Annotated in this window: 28 protein-coding genes and 3 tRNA genes; 7 read left to right on the top strand and 24 right to left on the bottom strand. The window is 45.2% G+C overall.

Annotated elements, in window-relative coordinates; all coding sequences use genetic code 11:
- Window positions 1-17: 17 nt before the first annotated feature.
- A complete protein-coding gene (locus QUB04_RS05265) occupies window positions 18-371 on the bottom strand; it encodes a DUF3082 domain-containing protein (protein ID WP_333215012.1) in 354 nt (117 codons plus the stop codon).
- A gap of 183 nt (window positions 372-554) precedes the next feature.
- A complete protein-coding gene (gene ispE, locus QUB04_RS05260) occupies window positions 555-1,532 on the bottom strand; it encodes a 4-(cytidine 5'-diphospho)-2-C-methyl-D-erythritol kinase (RefSeq protein ID WP_333141304.1) in 978 nt (325 codons plus the stop codon).
- A 90-nt stretch (window positions 1,533-1,622) separates the two neighbouring features.
- Here ispE and QUB04_RS05255 point away from each other — a divergent pair, with 90 nt between their 5' ends.
- Complete coding sequence (locus tag QUB04_RS05255) at window positions 1,623-3,149, top strand: ATP-binding protein (RefSeq protein WP_333281858.1); 1,527 nt, start codon at window positions 1,623-1,625, stop codon at window positions 3,147-3,149.
- Window positions 3,150-3,273: 124 nt separating this feature from the next.
- On the opposite strand, the gene rsmA is transcribed toward QUB04_RS05255, so the two are convergent.
- Entirely contained in the window at window positions 3,274-4,095 is an 822-nt protein-coding gene (gene rsmA / locus QUB04_RS05250) for a 16S rRNA (adenine(1518)-N(6)/adenine(1519)-N(6))-dimethyltransferase RsmA (protein WP_333281854.1), read from the bottom strand.
- A 378-nt stretch (window positions 4,096-4,473) separates the two neighbouring features.
- Between rsmA and galK the strand changes: the two genes are divergently transcribed.
- Window positions 4,474-5,553, top strand: a complete 1,080-nt coding sequence (gene galK / locus QUB04_RS05245) for a galactokinase (protein ID WP_333281851.1) — start codon at window positions 4,474-4,476, stop codon at window positions 5,551-5,553.
- Here the strand turns inward: galK and QUB04_RS05240 are convergent.
- The 3 genes from QUB04_RS05240 to QUB04_RS05230 all read right to left on the bottom strand — a co-directional run bounded on the left by QUB04_RS05240 (window position 5,543) and on the right by QUB04_RS05230 (window position 8,173).
- The gene (locus tag QUB04_RS05240; RefSeq protein WP_333281848.1) at window positions 5,543-5,917 is read right to left on the bottom strand and encodes a signal peptidase I; all 375 of its coding nucleotides are present in this window, start codon (window positions 5,915-5,917) and stop codon (window positions 5,543-5,545) included. The genes galK and QUB04_RS05240 overlap by 11 nt on opposite strands.
- 381 nt (window positions 5,918-6,298) lie before the next feature.
- Window positions 6,299-6,976 carry an SRPBCC family protein gene (locus QUB04_RS05235; protein ID WP_333281845.1) on the bottom strand — a complete coding sequence of 226 codons (678 nt, stop codon included), beginning with the start codon at window positions 6,974-6,976 and terminating at the stop codon, window positions 6,299-6,301.
- A 33-nt stretch (window positions 6,977-7,009) separates the two neighbouring features.
- On the bottom strand, window positions 7,010-8,173 hold the full coding sequence (locus QUB04_RS05230) for a baeRF3 domain-containing protein (RefSeq protein WP_333281842.1): 1,164 nt from the start codon (window positions 8,171-8,173) through the stop codon (window positions 7,010-7,012).
- A 249-nt stretch (window positions 8,174-8,422) separates the two neighbouring features.
- On the opposite strand from QUB04_RS05230, the gene QUB04_RS05225 reads away from it, so the two are divergent.
- Window positions 8,423-9,103, top strand: coding sequence for a DUF2834 domain-containing protein (locus QUB04_RS05225; protein WP_333281840.1), 681 nt, complete (start codon window positions 8,423-8,425; stop codon window positions 9,101-9,103).
- A gap of 203 nt (window positions 9,104-9,306) precedes the next feature.
- Here QUB04_RS05225 and QUB04_RS05220 read toward each other — a convergent pair whose 3' ends face one another.
- The 14 genes from QUB04_RS05220 to QUB04_RS05155 all read right to left on the bottom strand — a co-directional run bounded on the left by QUB04_RS05220 (window position 9,307) and on the right by QUB04_RS05155 (window position 17,018).
- Window positions 9,307-9,657: a DUF5615 family PIN-like protein gene (locus QUB04_RS05220; RefSeq protein ID WP_333281838.1), complete on the bottom strand. Its 351-nt coding sequence runs from the start codon at window positions 9,655-9,657 to the stop codon at window positions 9,307-9,309.
- The gene (locus tag QUB04_RS05215) at window positions 9,654-9,983 is read right to left on the bottom strand and encodes a DUF433 domain-containing protein (RefSeq protein ID WP_333141286.1); all 330 of its coding nucleotides are present in this window, start codon (window positions 9,981-9,983) and stop codon (window positions 9,654-9,656) included. The genes QUB04_RS05220 and QUB04_RS05215 overlap by 4 nt, the downstream gene beginning before the upstream one ends.
- 14 nt (window positions 9,984-9,997) lie before the next feature.
- The gene (locus tag QUB04_RS05210; protein WP_333141284.1) at window positions 9,998-10,414 is read right to left on the bottom strand and encodes a hypothetical protein; all 417 of its coding nucleotides are present in this window, start codon (window positions 10,412-10,414) and stop codon (window positions 9,998-10,000) included.
- Window positions 10,415-10,466: 52 nt separating this feature from the next.
- Window positions 10,467-10,694 (bottom strand): hypothetical protein, encoded by a 228-nt coding sequence (locus QUB04_RS05205; RefSeq protein ID WP_333281835.1) that lies wholly within the window; start codon window positions 10,692-10,694, stop codon window positions 10,467-10,469.
- A 180-nt stretch (window positions 10,695-10,874) separates the two neighbouring features.
- Window positions 10,875-11,621 (bottom strand): uracil-DNA glycosylase family protein, encoded by a 747-nt coding sequence (locus tag QUB04_RS05200; protein WP_333281832.1) that lies wholly within the window; start codon window positions 11,619-11,621, stop codon window positions 10,875-10,877.
- Window positions 11,622-11,807: 186 nt separating this feature from the next.
- Window positions 11,808-12,044, bottom strand: coding sequence for a DUF433 domain-containing protein (locus tag QUB04_RS05195; protein ID WP_333141280.1), 237 nt, complete (start codon window positions 12,042-12,044; stop codon window positions 11,808-11,810).
- A gap of 123 nt (window positions 12,045-12,167) precedes the next feature.
- Entirely contained in the window at window positions 12,168-12,407 is a 240-nt protein-coding gene (locus tag QUB04_RS05190) for a DUF4926 domain-containing protein (RefSeq protein WP_333141278.1), read from the bottom strand.
- A gap of 10 nt (window positions 12,408-12,417) precedes the next feature.
- A complete protein-coding gene (locus QUB04_RS05185; protein ID WP_172186779.1) occupies window positions 12,418-12,753 on the bottom strand; it encodes a DUF6883 domain-containing protein in 336 nt (111 codons plus the stop codon).
- Between the two features lie 64 nt (window positions 12,754-12,817).
- On the bottom strand, window positions 12,818-13,051 hold the full coding sequence (locus tag QUB04_RS05180; RefSeq protein ID WP_333141274.1) for a hypothetical protein: 234 nt from the start codon (window positions 13,049-13,051) through the stop codon (window positions 12,818-12,820).
- Window positions 13,052-13,295: 244 nt separating this feature from the next.
- Complete coding sequence (locus QUB04_RS05175) at window positions 13,296-14,273, bottom strand: heme o synthase (protein WP_333281829.1); 978 nt, start codon at window positions 14,271-14,273, stop codon at window positions 13,296-13,298.
- 298 nt (window positions 14,274-14,571) lie between these two features.
- Window positions 14,572-15,486: a heme A synthase gene (locus QUB04_RS05170; protein WP_333281826.1), complete on the bottom strand. Its 915-nt coding sequence runs from the start codon at window positions 15,484-15,486 to the stop codon at window positions 14,572-14,574.
- Between the two features lie 657 nt (window positions 15,487-16,143).
- A tRNA-Lys gene (locus tag QUB04_RS05165) sits at window positions 16,144-16,217 on the bottom strand.
- Between the two features lie 362 nt (window positions 16,218-16,579).
- Window positions 16,580-16,855, bottom strand: a complete 276-nt coding sequence (locus QUB04_RS05160) for a Uma2 family endonuclease (RefSeq protein ID WP_333281823.1) — start codon at window positions 16,853-16,855, stop codon at window positions 16,580-16,582.
- Between the two features lie 10 nt (window positions 16,856-16,865).
- Window positions 16,866-17,018, bottom strand: a complete 153-nt coding sequence (locus QUB04_RS05155; RefSeq protein WP_333281820.1) for a hypothetical protein — start codon at window positions 17,016-17,018, stop codon at window positions 16,866-16,868.
- Between the two features lie 342 nt (window positions 17,019-17,360).
- Here QUB04_RS05155 and QUB04_RS05150 point away from each other — a divergent pair, with 342 nt between their 5' ends.
- Together QUB04_RS05150 and QUB04_RS05145 are read left to right on the top strand one after the other, a co-directional pair.
- Window positions 17,361-17,627 carry a hypothetical protein gene (locus QUB04_RS05150; protein WP_333281817.1) on the top strand — a complete coding sequence of 89 codons (267 nt, stop codon included), beginning with the start codon at window positions 17,361-17,363 and terminating at the stop codon, window positions 17,625-17,627.
- 44 nt (window positions 17,628-17,671) lie between these two features.
- A complete protein-coding gene (locus QUB04_RS05145) occupies window positions 17,672-18,193 on the top strand; it encodes a hypothetical protein (protein WP_333281814.1) in 522 nt (173 codons plus the stop codon).
- A 118-nt stretch (window positions 18,194-18,311) separates the two neighbouring features.
- Here QUB04_RS05145 and QUB04_RS05140 read toward each other — a convergent pair.
- Together QUB04_RS05140 and QUB04_RS05135 are read right to left on the bottom strand one after the other, a co-directional pair.
- Window positions 18,312-18,383: transfer RNA gene (locus tag QUB04_RS05140), tRNA-Lys, on the bottom strand.
- Between the two features lie 101 nt (window positions 18,384-18,484).
- Window positions 18,485-19,057 (bottom strand): dihydrofolate reductase family protein, encoded by a 573-nt coding sequence (locus tag QUB04_RS05135; protein WP_333281811.1) that lies wholly within the window; start codon window positions 19,055-19,057, stop codon window positions 18,485-18,487.
- 236 nt (window positions 19,058-19,293) lie between these two features.
- Between QUB04_RS05135 and QUB04_RS05130 the strand changes: the two genes are divergently transcribed.
- Together QUB04_RS05130 and QUB04_RS05125 are read left to right on the top strand one after the other, a co-directional pair.
- Window positions 19,294-19,464, top strand: a complete 171-nt coding sequence (locus tag QUB04_RS05130; RefSeq protein ID WP_333281808.1) for a hypothetical protein — start codon at window positions 19,294-19,296, stop codon at window positions 19,462-19,464.
- A gap of 71 nt (window positions 19,465-19,535) precedes the next feature.
- Window positions 19,536-19,766, top strand: coding sequence for a hypothetical protein (locus QUB04_RS05125; protein WP_333251655.1), 231 nt, complete (start codon window positions 19,536-19,538; stop codon window positions 19,764-19,766).
- 728 nt (window positions 19,767-20,494) lie between these two features.
- On the opposite strand, the gene QUB04_RS05120 is transcribed toward QUB04_RS05125, so the two are convergent.
- Both QUB04_RS05120 and QUB04_RS05115 read right to left on the bottom strand, forming a co-directional pair.
- Entirely contained in the window at window positions 20,495-21,328 is an 834-nt protein-coding gene (locus tag QUB04_RS05120; RefSeq protein ID WP_333281805.1) for an HNH endonuclease signature motif containing protein, read from the bottom strand.
- A gap of 103 nt (window positions 21,329-21,431) precedes the next feature.
- A tRNA-Ala gene (locus tag QUB04_RS05115) sits at window positions 21,432-21,504 on the bottom strand.
- Window positions 21,505-21,630 lie beyond the last annotated feature (126 nt).

Here is a 21,630-nt window from a genome sequence, read left to right as displayed (position 1 = left end):
GTTTCAACCTGTAGACTTCAACCTGTGGGTTTTTTCAGCAACTTTTGAATCAAAAGTTGCACAGCCAGCAGCATCAAACCCAAAGATGCAAAAGCAAAAACACCCGCGCCCAAAGCCACAATCCCCATAACTAAAGTTCGCACAGCCGCGCCAATGTTAATCGCAGTCACATTGTCAGAATGAATGGGGGAATTTGCAAAAGTTTGGACTATAGACAAAGTTAGCGCGTACAAAGCCGCCGCAAAGCCACCCGCGATCAGCGAACCCATCACGCACCGCAAAATCGTCGGCGGCGTGGAAGATGCAGAGGTTGCATCTCCAGCCGAACTCAGAGGTTTAGAAGTAGAATTTGGATTAGTTAAATCAGTCATGGCGATTTTAGATTTTAGATTTTAGATTTTAGATTTCTGGTTAATTCACCAAAACTAAAATCCCTGTTGCATGACATATTATCAGTTCTTCGATCTCAATAGACTCTGCGAAAAGTTAGATTAATCTTGACCCTCGCCTGTTAGACAGGTTTAACGGGCGATCGCGATCGCACCCTCTTCGAGTTACACCCTCGAAATCGGCGGTTTCGTCTCGTTTCCCTCCGAAAAAATCTGAATTCCAGTATTGCTAAACTGTGCTACCCAAAAATCCAAATCTGGAGAAGCGATCGCACTTTTAACCCGTTCCATAACTTGCTGAGCCTGCTCTGAAGACTCGGCCAGCGCAAACACCGTTGGCCCGGAACCCGACATCATCGTTCCCAAAGCCCCCGCCGACTCAAAAGCCTGCCGCAACTGCAACACCTGCGGGTACACAGGCAAAGCAACTTTTTCTAAATCGTTGTGCAGCAATTGACCAATTTTCGATCGATCTTTTTGGGCGATCGCCCCCACCATCGGGCCCGAATGCAGCCGTTGCCGGCGACACACCAAATCTTCCGCTGCACAATAGGAACTACTGAACTGCTGGCGATAAGTTTGATACGACCATGCAGTAGAAATACTGAGATTGCGGTACTTGGCCAACACCACAGAAAAGCCCCCCAAATCAGGCAGCGGCGACAGTTTATCTCCGCGACCAGTTGCCAAAGCCGTACCTCCAGCAATGCAAAAAGGCACATCCGAACCCAAAGTTCCCCCCAACTCTTGCAACTCCGACTGAGTAAGTCCCAATTGCCACAGCAAATCCATCCCGACTAAAACCGCGGCCGCATTGGCCGAACCGCCGGCAAGCCCCGCCGCCACTGGAATCTGCTTGTGAATGGCAATCTCGACTCCGCCGTATTTCGCCAAAGCATCGGGGAATTGCTTCGCCAACAAATCCGCCGCCCGGTAGGCCAGGTTATTCTTGTCAGGAGGGACTTGCGGGTGATCGCAGCGCACGCGAATCGTGTCCGTACCGATCGCGCGTAAGTCAATTCGATCGGCTAAATCTATACTTTGAAGTACCATCGCCAGTTCGTGATATCCGTCGGGGCGATCGCCTATGATTTCCAGATACAGATTGATTTTTGCGGAAGCTAGCAGAGAATATGAACGCATAGGTGATTAAGCCGCAGGTGAAAGAAACCCCTGGTTGCAATTAATTGGCACCAGTCCGAGTCCATTTTCTCACAACTCAAAGGAAATATTATGCAGGAAATGTGGAAAACTTTTTTTAGTTCCGGGCCATTTATTCCTCACGGCCACTGCTATCTCTGGCATACCCCGTTAGTCTGGCTTCACCTTGCCTCAGATTCTATAATTGCACTCGCGTATTTTTCCATCCCGATTACATTGGTTTATTTTATTTCCAAACGCGAAGATTTGCCATTTAATTGGATCTTTGCCCTGTTTGGAACCTTTATCGTCGCCTGTGGCATCACTCACATATTTGAACTCTGGACACTTTGGCATCCTACCTATTGGCTTTCAGGAACAATGAAAGCAATTACTGCCCTTATTTCCTTTGCTACAGCCATACTTTTGGTAGACTTAATGCCTCAAGCCCTAGCACTTCCCAGTCCCGCACAGTTAGAATCCGCCAACCGACTCCTAGAAGCTGAAATTGTCGATCGCCAATTAGCAGAAGCTGCACTAAAAAAAGCCAAAGAAGAATTAGAAATTAGAGTTGAGGAACGCACCGCAGAGTTAAAGTCTCAAACTCAACAGTTAGAATTGACCAACCGACTCCTAGCATCGGAAATTGTCGAGCGGCAATTAGCAGAAGCTGCACTAAAAAAATCTAAAGAAGAATTAGAAATTAGAGTTGAGGAACGCACCGCAGAGTTAAAGTCTCAAACTCAACAGCTCGAACAAGCCTTGTCTGAATTGCAGCAGGCTCAATCAAAGCTAATTCAAAGCGAAAAAATGTCATCTTTGGGGCAATTAGTCGCTGGGGTTGCTCATGAAATCAACAATCCGATTAACTTTATTTACGCGAATGTTACTCACGCTCGCGAGTATGCCGATAGTTTGCTAGAATTGGTGAATATCTATCAAGAGCAGTATCCGAATCCCTTACCCACACTTAAAGAAAAACTCCAGTCTGTAGATTTAGAGTTTATTATCTATGACCTACCAAAAATATTAATTTCTATGAAAAACGGGGCCGAGCGCATTCTCGGTATTGTCAAGTCGCTGCGAATTTTTTCGCGCCATGACGAAGCAGAAATGAAATTAGCCGACGTTCACGAAGGAATTGACAGCACACTGATGATTTTGCAAAGCAGATTGAATGCTAAGCCAGGTTTGGCGAAAATTCAAGTTATCAAAGAATATGGCAATTTACCCCAAATAGAGTGCTATCCAGGACAGCTAAATCAAGTGTTTATGAATATCCTGGCTAATGCTATTGATGCTTTAGAAGATGACAGCCACAGCGAGTCGATTGCAGCCAATGAAGCTGATCGTCGCCTCATCAAAATTTCTACCAAAGTTTTAGAGAGTCAAGTGGTAGAAATCCCAATTAGCAACAACGGGCCAGAAATAACAGAATCGGTGAGGAACCAGTTATTTAATCCATTTTTTACCACTAAACCAGTAGGTAAAGGCACGGGATTGGGTTTATCGATTGGCTATCAAATAATCACAGTAAGACATAAAGGCGAATTGCAGTGTATTTCTGCACCGGGGAAAGGTGCAGAATTTATTATTAAAATTCCTATGAGGCTGCAATAAACCTTTTAAAATCCCCATAAAACCTAAATTCAACTGTTAGTAGTCACAGCGAAAAGCCCTGAAAAAAAAACACCCAGATATCCGAATTATTTAATAATTATGGTATCTAACACAATCCTGAATTTCACACATCGCACATAATATTATTACTCAAACTTACCCATTGCTCCACGCTTAAATCTTCAGCGCGAGATTGAGGATTTATCTGTAACTCTTCTAGCAATTGAACGAGTTTATCTAAATCCACAGCCCCTTTCAAATTATTTCGCAGCATCTTGCGCTTGCTACCAAATCCCAACTTAACTAAATTCTCCAAATAGCGTGGATTAACCGCCGCAGTTTCTATCTCTCTGGGAAGCAGCCGCACCACAGCCGAATCGACTTTTGGCGGCGGAAAAAAGTCTTTAGACGGCACATCGCAAATTAACTCGCATTCTGCTAAATACTGCACCCGCACTGACAGCGCCCCAAAAGCTGTCGAACCCGGTTTAGCGTAAAGCCTTTGGGCCACTTCTTTCTGCACTAACAGCACGATCGCATCGAAGGGTTTAGCCGCAGGAACAGATATCGTTCCCAGCAGTTTTTGCAGGATCGGGCCGGTAATATTATAAGGAATATTGGCAACAACTTTATTGGGATTTTGGAATTTGGGAAAGGCCGTTAGTTCAGCTTCTAAGTCCATTTCCAGAATGTCGCCTTGTAGCAGTAAAAAATTGTCTGTTTTGCCGAGTTGTTTGGCTAGCTTGAGACACAAATCTCGATCGATCTCCACAGCAACAACAGACTCAGCCGCAGGCAGCAAACGCCGAGTCAAAATCCCCGTGCCCGGCCCAATTTCCAGGACGCGATCCTGATCCAAAGAAGCCGCTTTCACAATCTTATCTAAGGCTTTCTCGCTTTTGAGCCAATGTTGAGCAAACTGTTTTCGGGGTCTGGTCGATCGCATTTTTTGAATTTTTGGAGAAATCTTAGCCTGTCATTCTATCACAGGTCTATATCTTTTCCTAACCTACGGTCATGTTTATTTTTGTTAACAGGGGTTGAATTAACCAAAAAACTTGGGCACTATAATAAAGACAAACGATAAAAAATAAATTTATTTCTTCCCAATTACCAACAGGACAACACGTAAGTCACGGAGGCACGGATAGCGGTTTTTTCAAATAACCAATAACAAATATAGCAATTTTTGCAGGAGTCGTAAATTTTTTACCCCACCCCAACCCTCCCCTTATCAAGGGGAGGGAGTAAGAAATTTACAAATGATTTAGGATTGCTATAACCAATAACAAATAACCAAGAACCAATTACCACTTCCCCAAAAATGAAATTCCAACGAGTATTTGGTACATTACCCAAAACCACAGCCAGCGCCCCCGGCAGAGTAAACCTGCTGGGCGAACACACAGACTACAACGATGGATTTGTACTTCCAACAGCGATTCCCCAGCGCACCACAGTACAAATCGGCTTCAGCAGCGACGATCGACACCATGTTTATTCAGCAGAATATGACGAACTCATAAATTTTTCAGACGACGATACCATACCGCAAAAATTCGTCAGTTATATCTGTGGCTGCCTGAGACTTGTAGAAAAAGAAGGATACAAAATACCGCCAATAAATCTCTACATTACCTCGAATGTGCCGATCGGAGCCGGTTTGTCCAGCAGCGCCGCTTTAGAAATAGCCACCCTCAGAGGACTGCGCGCGCTGCTGAACCTCCCCCTAGACGACGTGCGGCTAGCTCAAATCGGACAGCAAGTCGAAATCCGATATGCCGGCTTGAACTGCGGCATCATGGATCAAATGGCGTCGAGTCTAGCAGACACCAACACCATGCTATTGATCGACACCCGCAGCCTCGAATGCCGCCCGATACCTTTTCCAGCAAGCACAGAAATTTTAATAATTGACAGTGGCGAAAGCCACGAACTCGCAGCAGGAAGCGGCTACAACAAGCGACGCGCCGAGTGTGAGGAATCCGCGCGGATATTGGGAGTTAAAGCTCTCCGGGATATCGCCGATCCCCAAGCTGTCGAAGTATTGCCGGAACCCCTCAGAAGACGAGCGCGGCACGTCGTTACCGAAAACAACCGCGTGCTCGAAGCGGTAAAATCTTTGCCAGCAAAACGTTTTGGCGAGTTAATGAATGCTTCCCATGCCAGTCAGCGCGACGACTACGAAGTGTCGGTGTCGGCAGTAGACACGCTGGCGGCAATCTTGCAGTCAATTCCCGGAGTCTTCGGCGCAAGGCTGACGGGCGGAGGTTTTGGCGGTGCTTGCGTAGCCTTGGTGGAGAGTGGGAAAGCGGGTGTTATCGCATCCGAGGCGATCGATCGCTACCAGCGCGCGGGTTATAGCGGCCGCGTTTTGGTTCCCGAAGTTAAAGTTAATTCTTAACTGCAGAACTATCTCCAGGTAGGGAAGGCCAGCGCACAGTCACGATTACCGAATCCTCCTCGGCCGACCAATAATGAGGCACTCCCGGCAGCCAGAGAGCATAATCTCCTTCGCGAGAAAGCAAGATTTCTTGCTCTGGAAATTGCAGGCGAAACCGCCCTTTTACCAGGATAGAAAGCGTGGTGGCTTCCGCATTTACCGCCCACTGAGTCCTGCAATCTCCAGCGGGGTGAGTGCCCCATTTTACCTCTAAAACAGAAGTCGATCGCGGGTCATCTTCAGGAGTCATAAAGTGACCCGCAAACCAACCGCCCCGACTTGCACCTTCAGCGCCCGCATTTCCGAAAACCACTTGAGATGACATCAGCTAATCAGGTAAACAACAAATAGCTTGAGAGCACAAACTCTACGTTTTGTACTCAAGGACATCCCGCTCGATCGCTCGTGTCGTAGGGACACTCCAAGAGTCCAGAGGTGTCAACTTAACGTACAACCGATAGTCCGACAGTCCGACAGGGGTTGAAACCCCTGCCTCAAAGCTAAAGTCGTCTGAAGACGACTAATGAGTTTTTCAGTCCTCTTTGAGAGGACTTTAGCTATGAGACAGGGAATTCATTCCCTGGCGGACTAACGGGTGGGCGGGAGGACTGGTGGACAAAAAGCTTAAGTTGAACACCTATGGGCTTGGCCTAAGTCCCTACACTTGCCCTGTCCCTACAAGGGCTTACCACCAAAAGTGCTATACTTACTTGCGGCCCGAAGTTTGACCTTCCGTTGTAGCTATTTCCCCAGCTTCCATCAACTGCTTAAAGCGACGCAAATCATTGGCAATTTGCTGTTCGGGAGCTTCGCCAAATAGTTTAGCAGCACCAGCACCAATTGCACCGCCCGGAGGGTTGTATTCGATGACAACTTTTACCTCAGTACCGCGTCCTGCAGATGCCGGTTGAAAGCGCACAAAGCCAGAATTGTCAACATCAGCCCCTTCCACAGACGCCCAAGCAATTAAGCGATTTTCTTCTTCGCGAACAATCTCTGCATCCCATTCCACACTATTGCCCATCGGCGCGCTGGCAATCCAGTGAGAACGTTTTTCATCTATTACCGTAACGTGTTTGAGATGCTTCATAAACCGAGGTAAATTTTCAAAATTGCGCCATAAACGGTACAATTCATCAGCCGGTTTGTCGATCGTCACCGTCTTTTCAACTTTAATGCTTTGATTCGGATCTGCAGCCGACTGCAAACCCTCCACAACCCCCAGCCCGCGAGCAGCTAAACCACCGCCCGCAACCGCCAGCAAAGCACCTCTCAAAGAACGCTGCGACAAACCAAAAAGCACCAGCGCCCCGCCACCAATTAAAGATGCCCAGCGTTCGGTATCGCCGCTGCTACTTTGGTTTTGTTTGTCGGAATTTGTCATTGAAGTAGATTCCATTGGTTTAAACCTGGTAAGTTAATAGCGGAGAATAGCAGCTAAAGGCGCCTCGTCCGGCACCTGTTCCGGCGGCACCGCGTAAACAGTTCCGCCATTGAGAATAGTTTGAATTGCTGCGGCATTCAACAAATCTTCGTCGCCCAGTTCTGCTTCTGGGTGGACTTGCACCGCGTTCGTATCGGGATTAAAAGTACCCCACTGCTGAACGCCAAGAGCAACAAATAGTCGATCGACTCGTCCAAAATAAGCAGCCGAAACAGCTTCTTTCAAATCAGCAGAAATTTTATCGCTTCCTGTCAGATCGTGGTATTGTGCGATCGCCTCTGACTGAGCCTGCAAAAACAAAGGTTCCACCAGCGGCAAAGCTTCGGCCCGCAACTCTTCCGGCTTGAGAAGTTTCTGATTGCCTGTAATTCCTTCTTCAAATAAATGCGGGTACGTATTGGCTTCTCGGTAAAGCGGGAGCAAATACTCAACTCCTGCTAACACTAAAGGAGCTTTTTTATTGTGCAAATATTTGTGCAGCGCCCCATCAATTATGTGGAAATACTGCAAAATTTCCTGCTGGGGCTCATCTCGATCTGGACTTCCTTGACCGTGAAAACTTCCCGGCTGCTGAAAAGAATTATTAGTGCCTCCTTTTGAAGTAGCAATCCGAAACTGACCATCTTTAGCAGTCGGGTCATATTGCAGAGCCTCCTCAAGGCTTTTCGGCAAGTTTTCAACTTCAACTTCCCTAGCACTGTAAGGCGTACACTCAATCAGCCTCACTTCCTTCTGACTGAGAGCTAAAACATAAAATAAATTATCTCCTGTCAGCATAGGCATCAGCGGTTTGACGTGAAAATTGTCGCTCACAACCACTAATTCCTCAAAATTCACCGGACAGGTATAGTAGCGGAAAAATCCCGAACCGACAAAAATCGCCAGCAGGTTGCTTTGATTTTCCCAAAAGTTTTCCTGGTCAATTTCTGCTCGGACTGGCTCTAGCAATTGGGCCGCTTCTTTTTTGTCAAATCCGTACTCTACAATTTTGTCTTCAGCCTCTCTGATTAAATTTTTGAACCGAATCGGATTTTGTTGAATTTCTGTTCCTTGAGCCACTGGCATATAAATTGAGACGCACAATCCAGGAGATTGTTGTACCAGTGCTTTGAGTTCCTCTACAGATATTAAGTTCACCGCTGAAACTCCTTTTCTAAGGGGTTTTGTAATAAAAACAACCGATTCTTTAAAATGTATCTCTCCTGACGCGGCCCCTGCGTCTGCCTAAAGTAATGATCGGCTGCTGTAGAGCATTTCATCCCCGGACTAAAACCCGGTTTGCAGCCGCTCTTCCAATCGAACTGCTTATTACCTAAGATAGACGGCGCTAACTCGACCGCTACTTTACCATAATTTACTTTAGTCGGCTTCCACTACTCGTTATATATGATGAAAACAAAAATGTTTCTGGGGTTGCTGTGGGCAACATTTATTGCCTACACCTTATTGCTAGCTCCTCTCGATCGGCCCGGAACGCTAACAGTTATTGAAAAAATGCTCAAGTTGCAGCTAGAAGGAATCAACCCCTACCTTGTCACTATATTCGCTCTCATGGGAGTGTGGCCGATGGTCTACGCTTGCCTCCTATTCATTGATGAGAGAACCCAAAATATATCCGCTGGGCCTGCTTTCCTCGCTTCCAACGGCGCCGGTATCATCGGCTTAATTCCCTACTTACTCCTCCGCCAGCCCCAGCCACAATTTTCCGGCCGCAAAGATATGTTGATCAAAATATCAGACTCCCGCTGGACAGGCATTGTACTTTTACTAACTACTATCTGGCTGTTAGCTTGGGCTTGGTTAAATGGAGATTGGGGAGATTTTGTCAAGCAGTGGCAGTCAATTCCTTTTGTACATTTAATAACTTGGGATTGTTGCTTGATGGCTGTAATATTTCCCTCACTTTTGGGAGACGACATGGCACGCCGTGGACTTGCGGACGATCGCATTTTTTGGGCAGTGTCTCTAGTTCCGCTGTTAGGGCCGCTAGTTTATCTTTGTCTGCGCCCCCCTCTGCCAGAATCTGCAACCGAAATCGGCACTTTCCCGCTAACAGCCAGAAGTTGAAACAGGGAAAAATTTGGTAGTGTTCAAGATGTACTTTATTGACTAGCTCAAATGACCTGCCGGAGTCGTCATCCCAGTTGAGAAATTCCTCGAAGGAAAGGGTTTTTTGGGCGATCGCAACCATTGATATTAACCTTTTGCGTAGGTTGGCTCTCTGTTGTCTGTTTCTAGCTTAACGCTTTCAATATCCATTTTAGTGTGCATCAAAGGGGTAGCTTAGCAATACGATCGACCCATTCCTCTGCACTAGATGCTGCCCAAATCAAGAGTAGTTCTTCGATGACAACTTCCATCGGTATTTTTCGGGAAACAATAATGACTCCAGCACTCTGATTAGTAGTAATGAACTCAGCAAATTCCGATGGCATTGTTTTGCGATCGTGGCTGACAAGAACACGTCTTTGCTGTGCTGCAATTGCCAGCACTTCTAAATCTTTAACGCCTTCTAACCCAGCAGCAAAAGCAGTTTGAAAGTCGATTGTAGATTCTCGTCGCAGTAATCCTGTGACGATCGCCTGATTTAAGTCAGCATCAGCTTGATAGCGCACATTCACGATTGCACCTGCTGTGTTGCTGCTTTAGCTGCAATCAGTTTGTTGTACAAAGCTGGATCGCTGGTTTGTAGAGGTTGAGGCATGGCATCAAATGCAGCTTCTTCGGCGGCTAAGTAAGCGTCGATTTCAGCGCGGTTGGCTAGATAAAAGGCGATTGCCCCATAAACCTGTTCCAGTGTCAGTAGTGGGAAAGACTGAACAATAGTTTCGGGCGATAATCCTTGACAGAAAGCATAGGCGATCGAGTCAAGAGAAATCCGAGTTCCTTCAACCCAATAGGCATCATTCCGATACTCTATGTAAGTTTTAACTGCTACAACTGGCATACATTTTTTTGATTCTAACTACTTATTATCATAGACGGAAGAACCCGCAGGCAGCCCAGGGTTTGCATCAGATCTGTCAGAGGTTGGTTGCGGAAGGTTGCGAGTTGAATTAAGGCTTGAATGCGGGTAACGTTGAGTTGTTCAAGGCGCGAGCTCATTTGGATCAGTTGCTTGTGTTCATCGGGAGTCAGGGTTTCGGCATGACGCTTGGCGATGAGGGCATGGTATTCTTCCCAGGTTTGTGCACTAAAGCCGATGTTAATTTGTTGCAGCAAGTCGGCTTCAGTAGGTTGGGTGGTTGGAAGTCTAGGCTGGAGGCGTTCTTGCAGGGTGTTGAGGATGTAGCGATCGGGTTCAACGCCCTGTCGAGATGCTTCAGTACGGATCTGGTGTTCGAGTTCGGGAGAGAGGTTGAGGGTGATGGTGGTCATGGTTATCTTGGCAGCAACATCTATTCATCATTTTAGCGATCGGGCTTTCACCTTATCTCGAACTTGATCGCCTGGGACTTCTCGATTTTACTGCCCGCGTCCTGGTTTGCAATCTACGAAACCTAATGCTTCTGTGCCCTTGAAAATTGGCGATCGAAATGGCGATCGGATATTCAATTTTCGCAGCACGCGCAATTAGAGCAGCTTTAATTCGTTCTGGCAAACGTCCCAAAATAACTTCGGCATCAGGAGAAAGTTGTTCTTGAAGTTTAGCTTGCATGACATTCACCTTTGGGTTGGAATTTGATAGATACATTCAAGCCACTACCCAACTCAGATTTAGCGGTCTAACGTTGCCAATCACCCGCCGCAAATTACCTCAGACTGCCACCGACAGGATTTCGACGGTCGGGTGCATTGGCGTTGTTCGAGTGCGCGCATCTCTTGCCGTATTTTGATGCTACCGCAAAAAAGCGCGTAACTTTTCAAGTTCATCACCCTGTAAACACTTAGCAAAAGAACGGTGGGTCCGAGCATTTGGATGGGGGAGAAAAGCAAAAAATCTTTCACGATTCCCTATCTCAACGAACTCGGATATTGAATTTGCTGTAGAGATATTGAATTGGCTTTGAATCACTTGCTTTGCGCGTGCCCCCAGTACCACTATCACTTTTGCTCTTGCTAGTTCTAAAACTCTCAACAAGTAGGCTTCCACACATTGCTCCTGTGATTCTTCTACACCAGTTTCGGCACGAGACTTACAATGCACTATCTCGGTAAGCGCATAATCAATGCCTGGACTAACGTTCCGTTGAAGTAGCTCAATCGCACGTTGTCTAACCGCTGCCCAAAATCGAGTAGAGCGACTATATTTCCCGTCTTTTAGCAAGGATTTTGTACCATCAACGATCCAGTGCTTACGTCCTCCTCCAAAACGGTAATTGAAATAATCGTGTACTTCGCTACATGACCAATCCCAAGTTGGGTAATCTTCATCAGAGCCAATTGATGGATTTGAACTCAGGAAGAGAATGGGTGCTTGCTCTATCTGTCCACTCCAAGGTTCAGGCACTTGAAATTTTTCTAACCCAATTGCATTTTGAGAGTCAACAATTTTACGACATGGATTTTCAACAGAAATATCTTCTTGACACTCTCGTGCATGGGGACAATGAACAATTTCACTTAGCAGAGTTTTTTCAGACATTCCCGAAATATATCAACTGATTACGAGTTTACGAAAATCTAGCAGTCGAACTTATAATTGTATCGCAGTTGCGGTACAATACCCAATAGAAGAGAAAAATACCGCAGATCGCTGATGTATTTCACCAAAGGTAGCCAGTAATCCACACATCAATTGCTGCCGTTCGATGAAAATTCAACCAAATTGTCATGCGGCTAAAACAGGACGATCGAGCTTGCGGACTGCATACAGAAGCGTAGCTTTAATATAGTCAATTTCCAAGTCTGGAAATTCTTCGATAAACTTAAAAATTTGCTCACCCGCAGCCAGCAACTCTAGGATATCGATGACTCGAATCCGCATTCCCCGGATGCAGGGACGATCGCCACATTGTCTTGGGTTCACTGTAATTCTGTCAAACAGATAAGCAACGGATGCTGGCATTGGTTAAAATTATTTAAAACCTTTGTCTCTAGCTTACTTCATTTATCGCCCCAAACTCACACCGCGATATAATTCTGCGATCGCCACTTCCAACTCAATACTCTGTAAAGTATTATTCGTAGGTTAGGCGTAGGCAGGAAGTGGCTCATAAACGAGTTCCATGAGTTTCTCTGAGGGAATGGTTTCCATTGCATAGGTATTACCTTGAGCATCCGCAAAATCTACTAGATAAGCACGATCCTCAAAGCTCATCAGAATAGTGCCAACTTGTCCAGGTCGGAGCAAAATTGGCTGATAGGTTGCTTTATGGATTGCGTGAATTTCTTCAGTCAAGGCAACAACATCATACTCGTGTAACGTCATCACAGTATCCTCACTTATTGACAGGATAGGTATTAGTTAGCCTAGGAAAGTCTTCATCGGTGCGAATCATCCAACATGACAGCACCCAAGAGCTTCCCGTTTCCGTGGTCATGAAAAATTTGATATCATACTGGGTTCCATAGTTGTCGGTTTTATAAATTTCTGCCTCCTGATTGACCGCACATTCTAATAAAGCGACTTCTAAAATAGCTTTGTTTTCTAGTGTAATTCCCAATCGATTTCTAAACAGGATGGCTTTATCTTTTCCTTTGGGATGCTGCATATTCAGTGAGTATCGCTCAAGCTTGTCGCCCAGCAGTGCCTTCTCTCCGTTGGGTAATTTCATCGGTCGAAATGGTCAAGTCACTTGGTGGAAAGTTTTCATTTGCCAGAAACCGCATTAACTTGCCTCAGCAATTTGCCCGTTGTGCCATATATCGATCGAAAGTCGTGTAATCTCCAGCTTTGTAGTCAGCACGGGCCGCTTCAATTTCGGCAATGTCTTCTGGAGAATCGTCCTCATTCGGGAATAATTCAGCTTCCAAAAATTCCCATATCTTGTATCTTTCAGCAATTCCCAGTGACGAAATAGCTTCCAGCAGTGATTGAAATGAGATGTCTACTTTCACAGTATTTTCAGCCATCAGAACTTTCCTCCTATTTTTATTTTACACTTAGTATATTTATTCAAGATGCTCAAAGTAGCTGGAATGTGATTTTATATTTAGCTAAATGGTTTCTGTCATGTTCTTTCGCTCTTTTTTTTACCGCAGATTAAAGCAGATTTACACAGATTTACGCAGATGGAATAATGACTATTGCTATTTTACCATAAACAAAACCCGCAAGATGCGGGCTTCATTTTAATCATGGCAATTTAACTGATTACTACATTACAACTGCACTAATCAAAGTTTGCACATTTTGTACAACCGCAGTAGTCAAATTATGAGTCACAGGCAAACTGTCAACCACTATTCCGGCGCACAATAGCATCAGGTACAGAATAGAGTATTTGAAGAGCGATCGCGCAACAATCTTATCCTCTGGAGTCTGCAACAGCAACCAAGCTTTTTGGGCAAAAATAGCACCCAGGAAAATAGCTGTTCCCGCATACACCGCGCCCGCTAAATGCAGGGGATAAACTAGCAGCAAAGTTGCAGGAATCATCAATAGCGTGTAAATCCAAATTTGGCGGGCTGTCTCTTCGTCGCCCTCAATTACAGGTAACATCGGGACGCCTACTTCCTTGTATTCATCGCGAATCATCATTGCTAAGGCCCAAAAATGCGGCGGTGTCCACAGGAAGATAATCCCAAACAGCAGCCACGCACCCCAACTCAAATCTCCTGTCACCGCAGCCCACCCAACTAGCGGCGGAATCGCCCCTGCTGCACCGCCAATAACGATGTTTTGCACGCTGTGGCGCTTCAGCCAGTGGGTGTAAATTAGGACATAGAAAAGGATGCCTGACATCGCTAGCAATGCCGCTAATAAGTTGGCAACAACTGTCAGCAATGTAAAGGATATTGTAGCTAGGGCGATCGCAAATATCAAAGCATCCCGCTTCTTGACACGCCCGGAAGGAATCGGCCGCCACCGGGTGCGCTCCATGATATAGTCGATGTCACTGTCGTAGACACAATTAATCGTATTCGCCGACGCAGAAGCTAAAGCGCCTCCGGTAATAGTTGATACCAGCAATAGCGGATCGACTTCTCCTTTTGCCGCCATCCACATTCCTGCTGATGTGGTGATTAGCAGCAGTAAAATAATTCTGGGTTTTGTTAATTGATAGTAACTTTTCACGACTTGCGAAAAGTTTTCGTGGAGGCGGGGCCTGTCGTTGGTAAGAACTTCTTGCATCGGTTATTAGTTGTTAGTTGTTAGTTGTCAGTCATTGGTTTGTAGGGGCGGGTTTTACGAGAAATATTTACTGTAGCTACAAGGATTAATAAACCCGCCCCCACCGAGGGATAAATCCGGCCCCTCTTACTCAAGAAATAGATAAATCTGCCTTTTAGAGAGTGTCCGGTTGATTCGTGCTTGTATGGGCGGGGCGGGTTTATGAAACTGTTGGCTTTTAGATCGAGAATCATGGTGAAGCCGCCCCTACAAGACCTTGCACTATATAATAACGATGCTACCGGACATGATATTACTCTCAAGCTGATAAAACTCGATCGCGCCAAGCTAAAACACTAAAAGCTACCAGGGTTCCCAGCAAAGCGGCACCGACTGCTTGGTGGGCGACTGTCAGCGGTTCTACCTGAAGGTGCAGCCGGAAAGTTGCTAATCCCAGAACTAATTGAGCAATGAGGCAAACACTCGCCCAATTAGCCAGTTTTCGCAAATTAGGACTCAGTGCAGGCTGCCGCCAAGCCATGACTGCTACTGCTAAAGTCGCTGCTGTAGCTGGTACGATACCGGCGATGTGGCTGTTCATTACCGAGCACAATTCTGAGGAGTCCAAACATTGGTGCAGAGCCCATCTAGAGCCTACTAATGCTCCTAGCAAACTTTGCAGGTAAACTAACAATGCTGCGATCGAACTTACCCAAGCCAATTTGCCGACATTTCCTGTAGCTTCGTAGGGAGTCAGCATGAAACCGATGACTAGCAGGGCGCCAAAAAATAGTAAAGCTGTTCCCAAGTGAGCGGTAACGATGTCAAATCTCAGCAGTTGTGTTACTGTCAAGCCGCCCAATACGCCCTGAAAAACGATTAAAAATACTGCTCCGGCGCTCGCCCAAGGCAGCCATTTTGGCAGGCGGCTGCGGTAAAACAAAGATAGTCCTAAAAGTGCGATCGCGCTTAAGCCAATTGCCGCTGCATCCAACCGGTGGAACCATTCCAGAAATACCTGCAAATTCATTTGCGCTGCAGGTATTAATTGACCGTAGCACAGCGGCCAGTCGGGGCAAGCGAGCCCCGCATTCATGACTCGCGTGGCGCTGCCTACAGCCATTAACAGCCAGGTTGCGATCGCAATTTTCCACACTAGGCTGCGGATAATATCTTTTGGCTGCCACTGCACTCCTGCTGCTGCGTTTGGCTGATTTAAAACTGAGTTTGCCATGAACTTTACCTTAGCCTTTGTTATCGATCGAACTTAATTAAATATCGAGGTTTTGCTTTGGCTGAGCTTAGCCTAGCTTAACACTCTTTTTCTCTGACCAACCGTCATTTTTACTACCTTAGCGACACTTTTATCCAATTAGTTTGTCTTTATAATTTTTTCAACTTTCTTCTTTATATTACAAAAGATGTCCTTTATTTTGTCAAACTTAAAAAAACTTTAATCTTTCCCCGATCCTGGATAATTAAAAACTCCCCCACTGTCTAGGTTGGGCGGAAAACTAAAGATATAATTAAGAAAAAGAATTTATTAAAAAATTGTGATATGAACCGCTCAAAAATGTTTACAAAAAGCTAAACAACATAAAAAAACCTATAAAGTAGGATTCGCAACAAGCTAAATGTAGCTGATTGTTCTACCTTAGTAGGAAGTATGACCGCAAATAAAAGGGCAGTCAACAAGTTAAGCAAGCTATAAGCCAGCCACTCTTTACTCCAGGCGTCATAACCGCGAGCAAGCAGCTCAAGGATAGAAAAAGAAACAGGGAAAATACTCAGCTACTTAGAAGAGCGAGACTGAGTGGAATATGAGTGGAAGCCGGAAATCTTAGTGAGGCAATAAATCTGAAACTATTGACTCGCAAAGGATTGAATTTTATGGGAGTAGAAGGACTTGAACCTTCGACCTTGAGATTAAGAGTCACCTGCTCTAACCAACTGAGCTATACTCCCGCATATATACTACTATAACACAACTGTTCTGAAAAATCAACTATTTTGGTATAAATTTGTGGCGATCGCTCCCAATCACCCGAAAAGTCTCTCAACGGATAGGCGAATGTCGGGAAATGCCAGCGGTAAGCGGTGTTGCATCTAGATTGCCTATGGTATTTGAGAGGGAGAGGGGGAGAAGAGGAGAGGGGGAGAGGATGCGACGATTGTTGATCGGGACTCGAAATATACAATTTAAATGCACAACAGCTTATAACCGTTCCAGCCTCGATCTTTTGGTCTGTAGCGTACTCGCCATTCTCCCGATAGCGAAACACGATCATTTGCTTAGCAGATAAATTTAAAACCCAATATTCTTGAATTTATGCCTCGGCATAAATGGCGGCTTTCAACTCTAAATCCTTCTTCAAGCTAGTTTGAGCAAATTCTACAATCCAAAAGATATCTTGAGGTTCGGGATGGCGATCGTTGTAAGCAGACTCCGGCAATCGCACGATCGCAATATCTGGTTCTGCCTCAGAGTCTGATAGCGTAATCGGCCCGTTGAAGCGGACATCAGCTTTACCTACGAGTAGTTCTTCGAGGTATTTAGTACCTCGTTTGGTTGTGTTGTAATAAATTGGGGTTTCTGGACTCATCTGGCAAACTTCACGGGAGCATCTCATATTTGTAAAAACACTTATTATGGCTCCTTCCTTCTTCCTCCTTCCTTCTTCCTTCTTCTCCTTTCCTCCTGACTCCTGACTCCTGACTCCTAGCTCCAATTTCTAGCGGAGGGCTGCATAAGTGAGATGCTCCCAAACTTCACCGGCTAGCAACTCCACACGGCGATCGCGTAGAATCCCTGCTTCAATCATGCGGTGATAGTCGCCCACAGACCATTTAGCTAGCGTTTTCCTTGCAGAATCAACGCATTTTCTTAAAAGAACAACTTTATTTTACACGCTCGCCCTTATTCAATACCTAATTAAAGTACGATCGCGAAACCTGTCAAGACCATCGCGCTGACCAACTTCACCGACATCTTCACTATCTCGCCCTGCATGACTATTTCAATTGGGGTAAATACAGGATTGACTTGTGTAAAAAATCTAGATCCACTCGAATGGCGAGGAACTATATACTTTTAAAACTAATCGCATTATGAAAAACAAGAGCGTTCCACTATTAGATAGGTTAGAATGCTTTTTAACAGCAGCGATTGACATTACATTCCTCACATCCCTAGGCAATTATCTGAACTATCGTGAAGCGACACTTGGTGAGTGGTTTTACTTGTGGATAATGACAGCTCTGGCGCTATATCTTCTGGGTCTATACACCATTGCTCTGGTGGATCGACAACTTTCAGAACAAGAAATGGAAATTGAGCCGTTGTTTCTGGTGTTCGGTTGCATCATCGGTTTGTGAGCGGCTACTTAGTTGCCTATTTCTACTCATATTTCTACTCATCAATGCCGACTTTGCTACACAAGTTGCCGGGGTTATTTTGGGGTTTACTTTTCCCGTTTTGGCTATCTATTTTAGGAATTTATATTGCTGGAAAATTTAAGCGGAGTAAATCCACAAGCAATCTCATCGTTTCATTGTTGAGAATTTTAATTCCGTCTGCGATCGCTTTAACATTTATCTTGGTTAACAACAACGGTTTTCCTGGTGTAGCAGCCCCTGCGGAAGTTAGACAGCAATGGGCGTCCAAAGAATTTTGGAATTATGCCGGAGTTGTGAATTCAATTAAAAGCTGTCAGCCCATCATCAAGCGAGTAGGCAGCGTAAAATTTGTGGCACCTACCCAAGGTCAAAACGATGTTTTTTATGATCCTGGTAGTTCAGGTCATTCCGGGGAATTTACGCTAGAAGTAGTTGGTGAGAAAGGTATAGGTGTCGCTAATTTTGACTTTCGTATCGGTACTTTCGTCTCAAATGTTCGATTTACTTATCAGAAAAGAACAGAGGAACTATCCTGCGCGAAATAGAATAAATCCAACTATTTCAGAATTTGGGAGACGACGCCCGCACCGACACTACGATCGCCCCTCGCGAATGGCAAAAGGCATATTTAACCCTGTAGCTTCTACCTTCGGCCTTTAAAAATGGGTGATATAGGAGTTGAACCTATCTGGTACCGGTTAAAAGCCGGGTGCATCACCGCTCTGCCAACCACCCTTAAAAATTCAGCTTTTGTGTAAGTGCTATAAAATCATTTTGTAGTAAGGAATTCACTCGTTTCTTGCCCCCAGCAATTGCAACGCATAAAGTCCCAATTGCTAATGCTTCACTCGATAATGAAGCAACATGAAACCGTTGCTATAGATTTGGCGATCGGCAAGTTGCAAATTTGTCGCATCGAGTGCACGGGAAAAAAGAGGAATTCCCGCTCCGATTACTACCGGATTTAACTTCACAATCATCTCGTCAATCTCAGAAAAAAGAGTTGTCGCTAAAGCGCCACCACCGCAGAGCCAGATGTCTTTACCCGTTTCTTTTTTCAATTCCTTAACCCATGCAACAGCATTGTCCGAAACAAGTTGAATATTCTCATCTGGAGTGGCTTCCATAGTGTGCGAAAAGACATACTGCTTCAAGCTGGGATAAGGATTAGTTACACCAACATTTAGCCCTACCTCATAGGTTTTCCGTCCCATCAAAACCGCATCAAACTGCTTGTTCTCTGCACGAATGCCTCGTGCTTCCTGAAAGTGAGCAGGAAAAGTTTCAGGAAAGGAATCGAGCAAATCTGCGAAATGCTCTCCTTCCATAGGAAAACAATCAAATGAGCCATCTTCGCGAGCAATAAACCCGTCAACTGTGCAAGCAACATAATATTTTAATTTTCTCATGTTTAACCTTTTTTATTAACTTGTTTGGTTACTGCTTGCTTCTGAAGGTAACTAATATATCCAATCGCTCCCTTGGTTAGAGATTTGCGATCGACCTTTTTATTTGTTAGCGCACAGTTTCGCAGCAGCAGCCATTTTATCGCGCTGCGCCCGCATCCCTACAGACGATCGCAGCAAGGTGCGATCGGTACTCGGAAAGAGGATAAGCTGGTGTCAATTAAACATAACTGCTTGAAATGGCTGAACAAGACGAAGCTTCCAAAACCATAAAAGTCACAATGCCCAACCGAATTCATCAAAAGCTGAAGAAGCTGTCTGACGAGTCAGGAATATCCATGTCTAAACTGATGCTCCTGGCAACTATCAACGAATATAAGCTCATTGACGACATACATACCCCGGAATAGCACCTTTTAGTACCCATTCTTACCCCGTTATGCTATTATTCAGGGAAATAGTCAACCCTGGAGGTGTGCTTGTGACTCAAGATGAACTCGAAGCCCTTGTCGATGAACTCGGCTTAGCGTCAGTCGTCAGCCTGCTAGCGAATATCTGCCACAACAAAGCCCGACAAACCTTGTGGCTGAAGGGACAAGGGGCTAATCCTTATACGGCTTGGAACAGCAATGGCTTCTTGCTGAAGCAGGTGATGACCAGACTGCGGCCAACCTGCAGCTACGACCCCGATGTAGACCCCCACGGTCACTGAGGTTCCACAGCTACCAACCCGTGCAAGTACGCAAAGCATTGGTTTTAGTCGGTTAACAGCCGAGTATGTATGCTTTAACTGTTAGGGCACGGGTTGGAACTTTTCAACAGGGACTTGAAATGGAGAGGACGGGACTCGAACCCGCATCGATCGACAGCAACTTTCAGGAAACGCGCTTCCTTACTGCCCGCAAGCAGACGGGAACTGCCCCCATCTCGGACTGTTAATTCCTTTCAGTGCCTCCGCAACCCGCTGCCAGTTTGCGTTTCCAGGGAACGTCGCGAAGCAACTTTTTACCCTACTCAACAAACCCGATCGTCCTTTTGGGAGCCGCTTTTCCAAAGTTTTTACGGTGCCATTCCACTTAGGCGACCTCCCCATAATTTTTCTCAGTATATGAGAGCAAAGCTCGTGAAAAAATCAACCATAATTCTCCCTTATTTATATATAAAATCATAAGCAATCCACCGAGGAGGTACTGCCCCTCCTATCCCCGCGTTATCAGCACGGTGTCTCGCTTTTCGACTTCCGGTGGTTAATTAAAAGGAAGATGAAGGAATCGAACCCTTACAGTTACCTGTACCCCAGTTTTCAAGACGGGTTGCCAACCATTTAGCGGCATCTTCCTTATTAATCATGCTATGATTGAGTCTGAAGTTAATTTACCAGTTTACTTAACTCTCATTGGATATCGATAGGAGTCGAACTACAATTTCGGTAATTGCAAATTAGCTACTTTCCTTTTGGCATTGCATACCTGTATGATTTCGACTCTGTTTTGCCCAGTAACCCCTAGTAGGTTTCTCAATGTCATAAGCTTTACACCATTTCTCCACTGCTTTGTCACTCACACCAAAATCTATAGCTATATGAGTAGTTGGTTTTTCCCAGACTAGCTTTTGCAAATCCTCTTTAGAAGGACGCTCAACTTTTCTGGAGTTAATTCTTGGAGAGCCACATTTCTTCATTCTTACTTTTATTTCTTTTTTCCCATTGGCACAATCATTTATCCTCCCATTTTCTGAAGCAATATGTGTCTCTAATACTTGGTTGTCGATTGCCTGCTTTACTCTTTGATTTTTGTTACCCCAATTTTCTGTTTGTTGATGGCAATTTGGACATAAGAACCTGAGATTTTCTAATCGATTGTCATCGTGAACTCCATTGATGTGATCTAAGTGCAAAGCTAAGGGCTTATCTCTCCACTGGTCAATCCCGCATTCATTACATTTATAATCCCAACCTTTTTGAATTAATCTTTTAGTCAACTTGGGGCCACCATTATAAGTTGAACACTCTACAAATACCTCCTGATCAGGATATGTATTCTTAGTTCGATTCTGCCAAATTGCAGGATTACTACTAGCAGTTTCTCCCTTAGCCCAAGAAGCCCCAACAAAATGTTGAGTTGAAATTCCTAAGTTTTTAAGACGCGAACTAATATTCCTGCGATTCCCTCCTGTTTTTCCCAAACCCAATTTTTTAAGCACCTCAGTAAGCGTAATGCTTTCCCTGACGATTGGCTCTAAAAGCTCCTTGGTGTACTTAGATTTTTTAGGCATTTGTAGTGTTTTCAGTCTTTACTAAACAATATAGCGCGATAATGAGTACGTCGTTAGTTGAAATAACCAACGTCTCGATCTCTTCGATTTCAGACACCGAAAGTGGAGTCAAGGAGAATCGAACTCCTGGCCTCTTGCGTGCAAAGCAAGCGCTCTACCAATTGAGCTATGACCCCGCGTAAAAGATTCACCTGTAGAGTAAATCTCAAATCTAAAATCGACTTTAGACACCGAAAGTGGAGTCAAGGAGAATCGAACTCCTGGCCTCTTGCGTGCAAAGCAAGCGCTCTACCAATTGAGCT

It is taken from the genome of Microcoleus sp. D2_18a_B4, from assembly GCF_036702475.1.
In the GTDB taxonomy this organism is placed as follows: Bacteria; Cyanobacteriota; Cyanobacteriia; order Cyanobacteriales; family Microcoleaceae; genus Microcoleus.
Note: the sequence above shows the minus strand (reverse complement) of the source record. Positions and strands in the feature narration are given on the sequence as shown.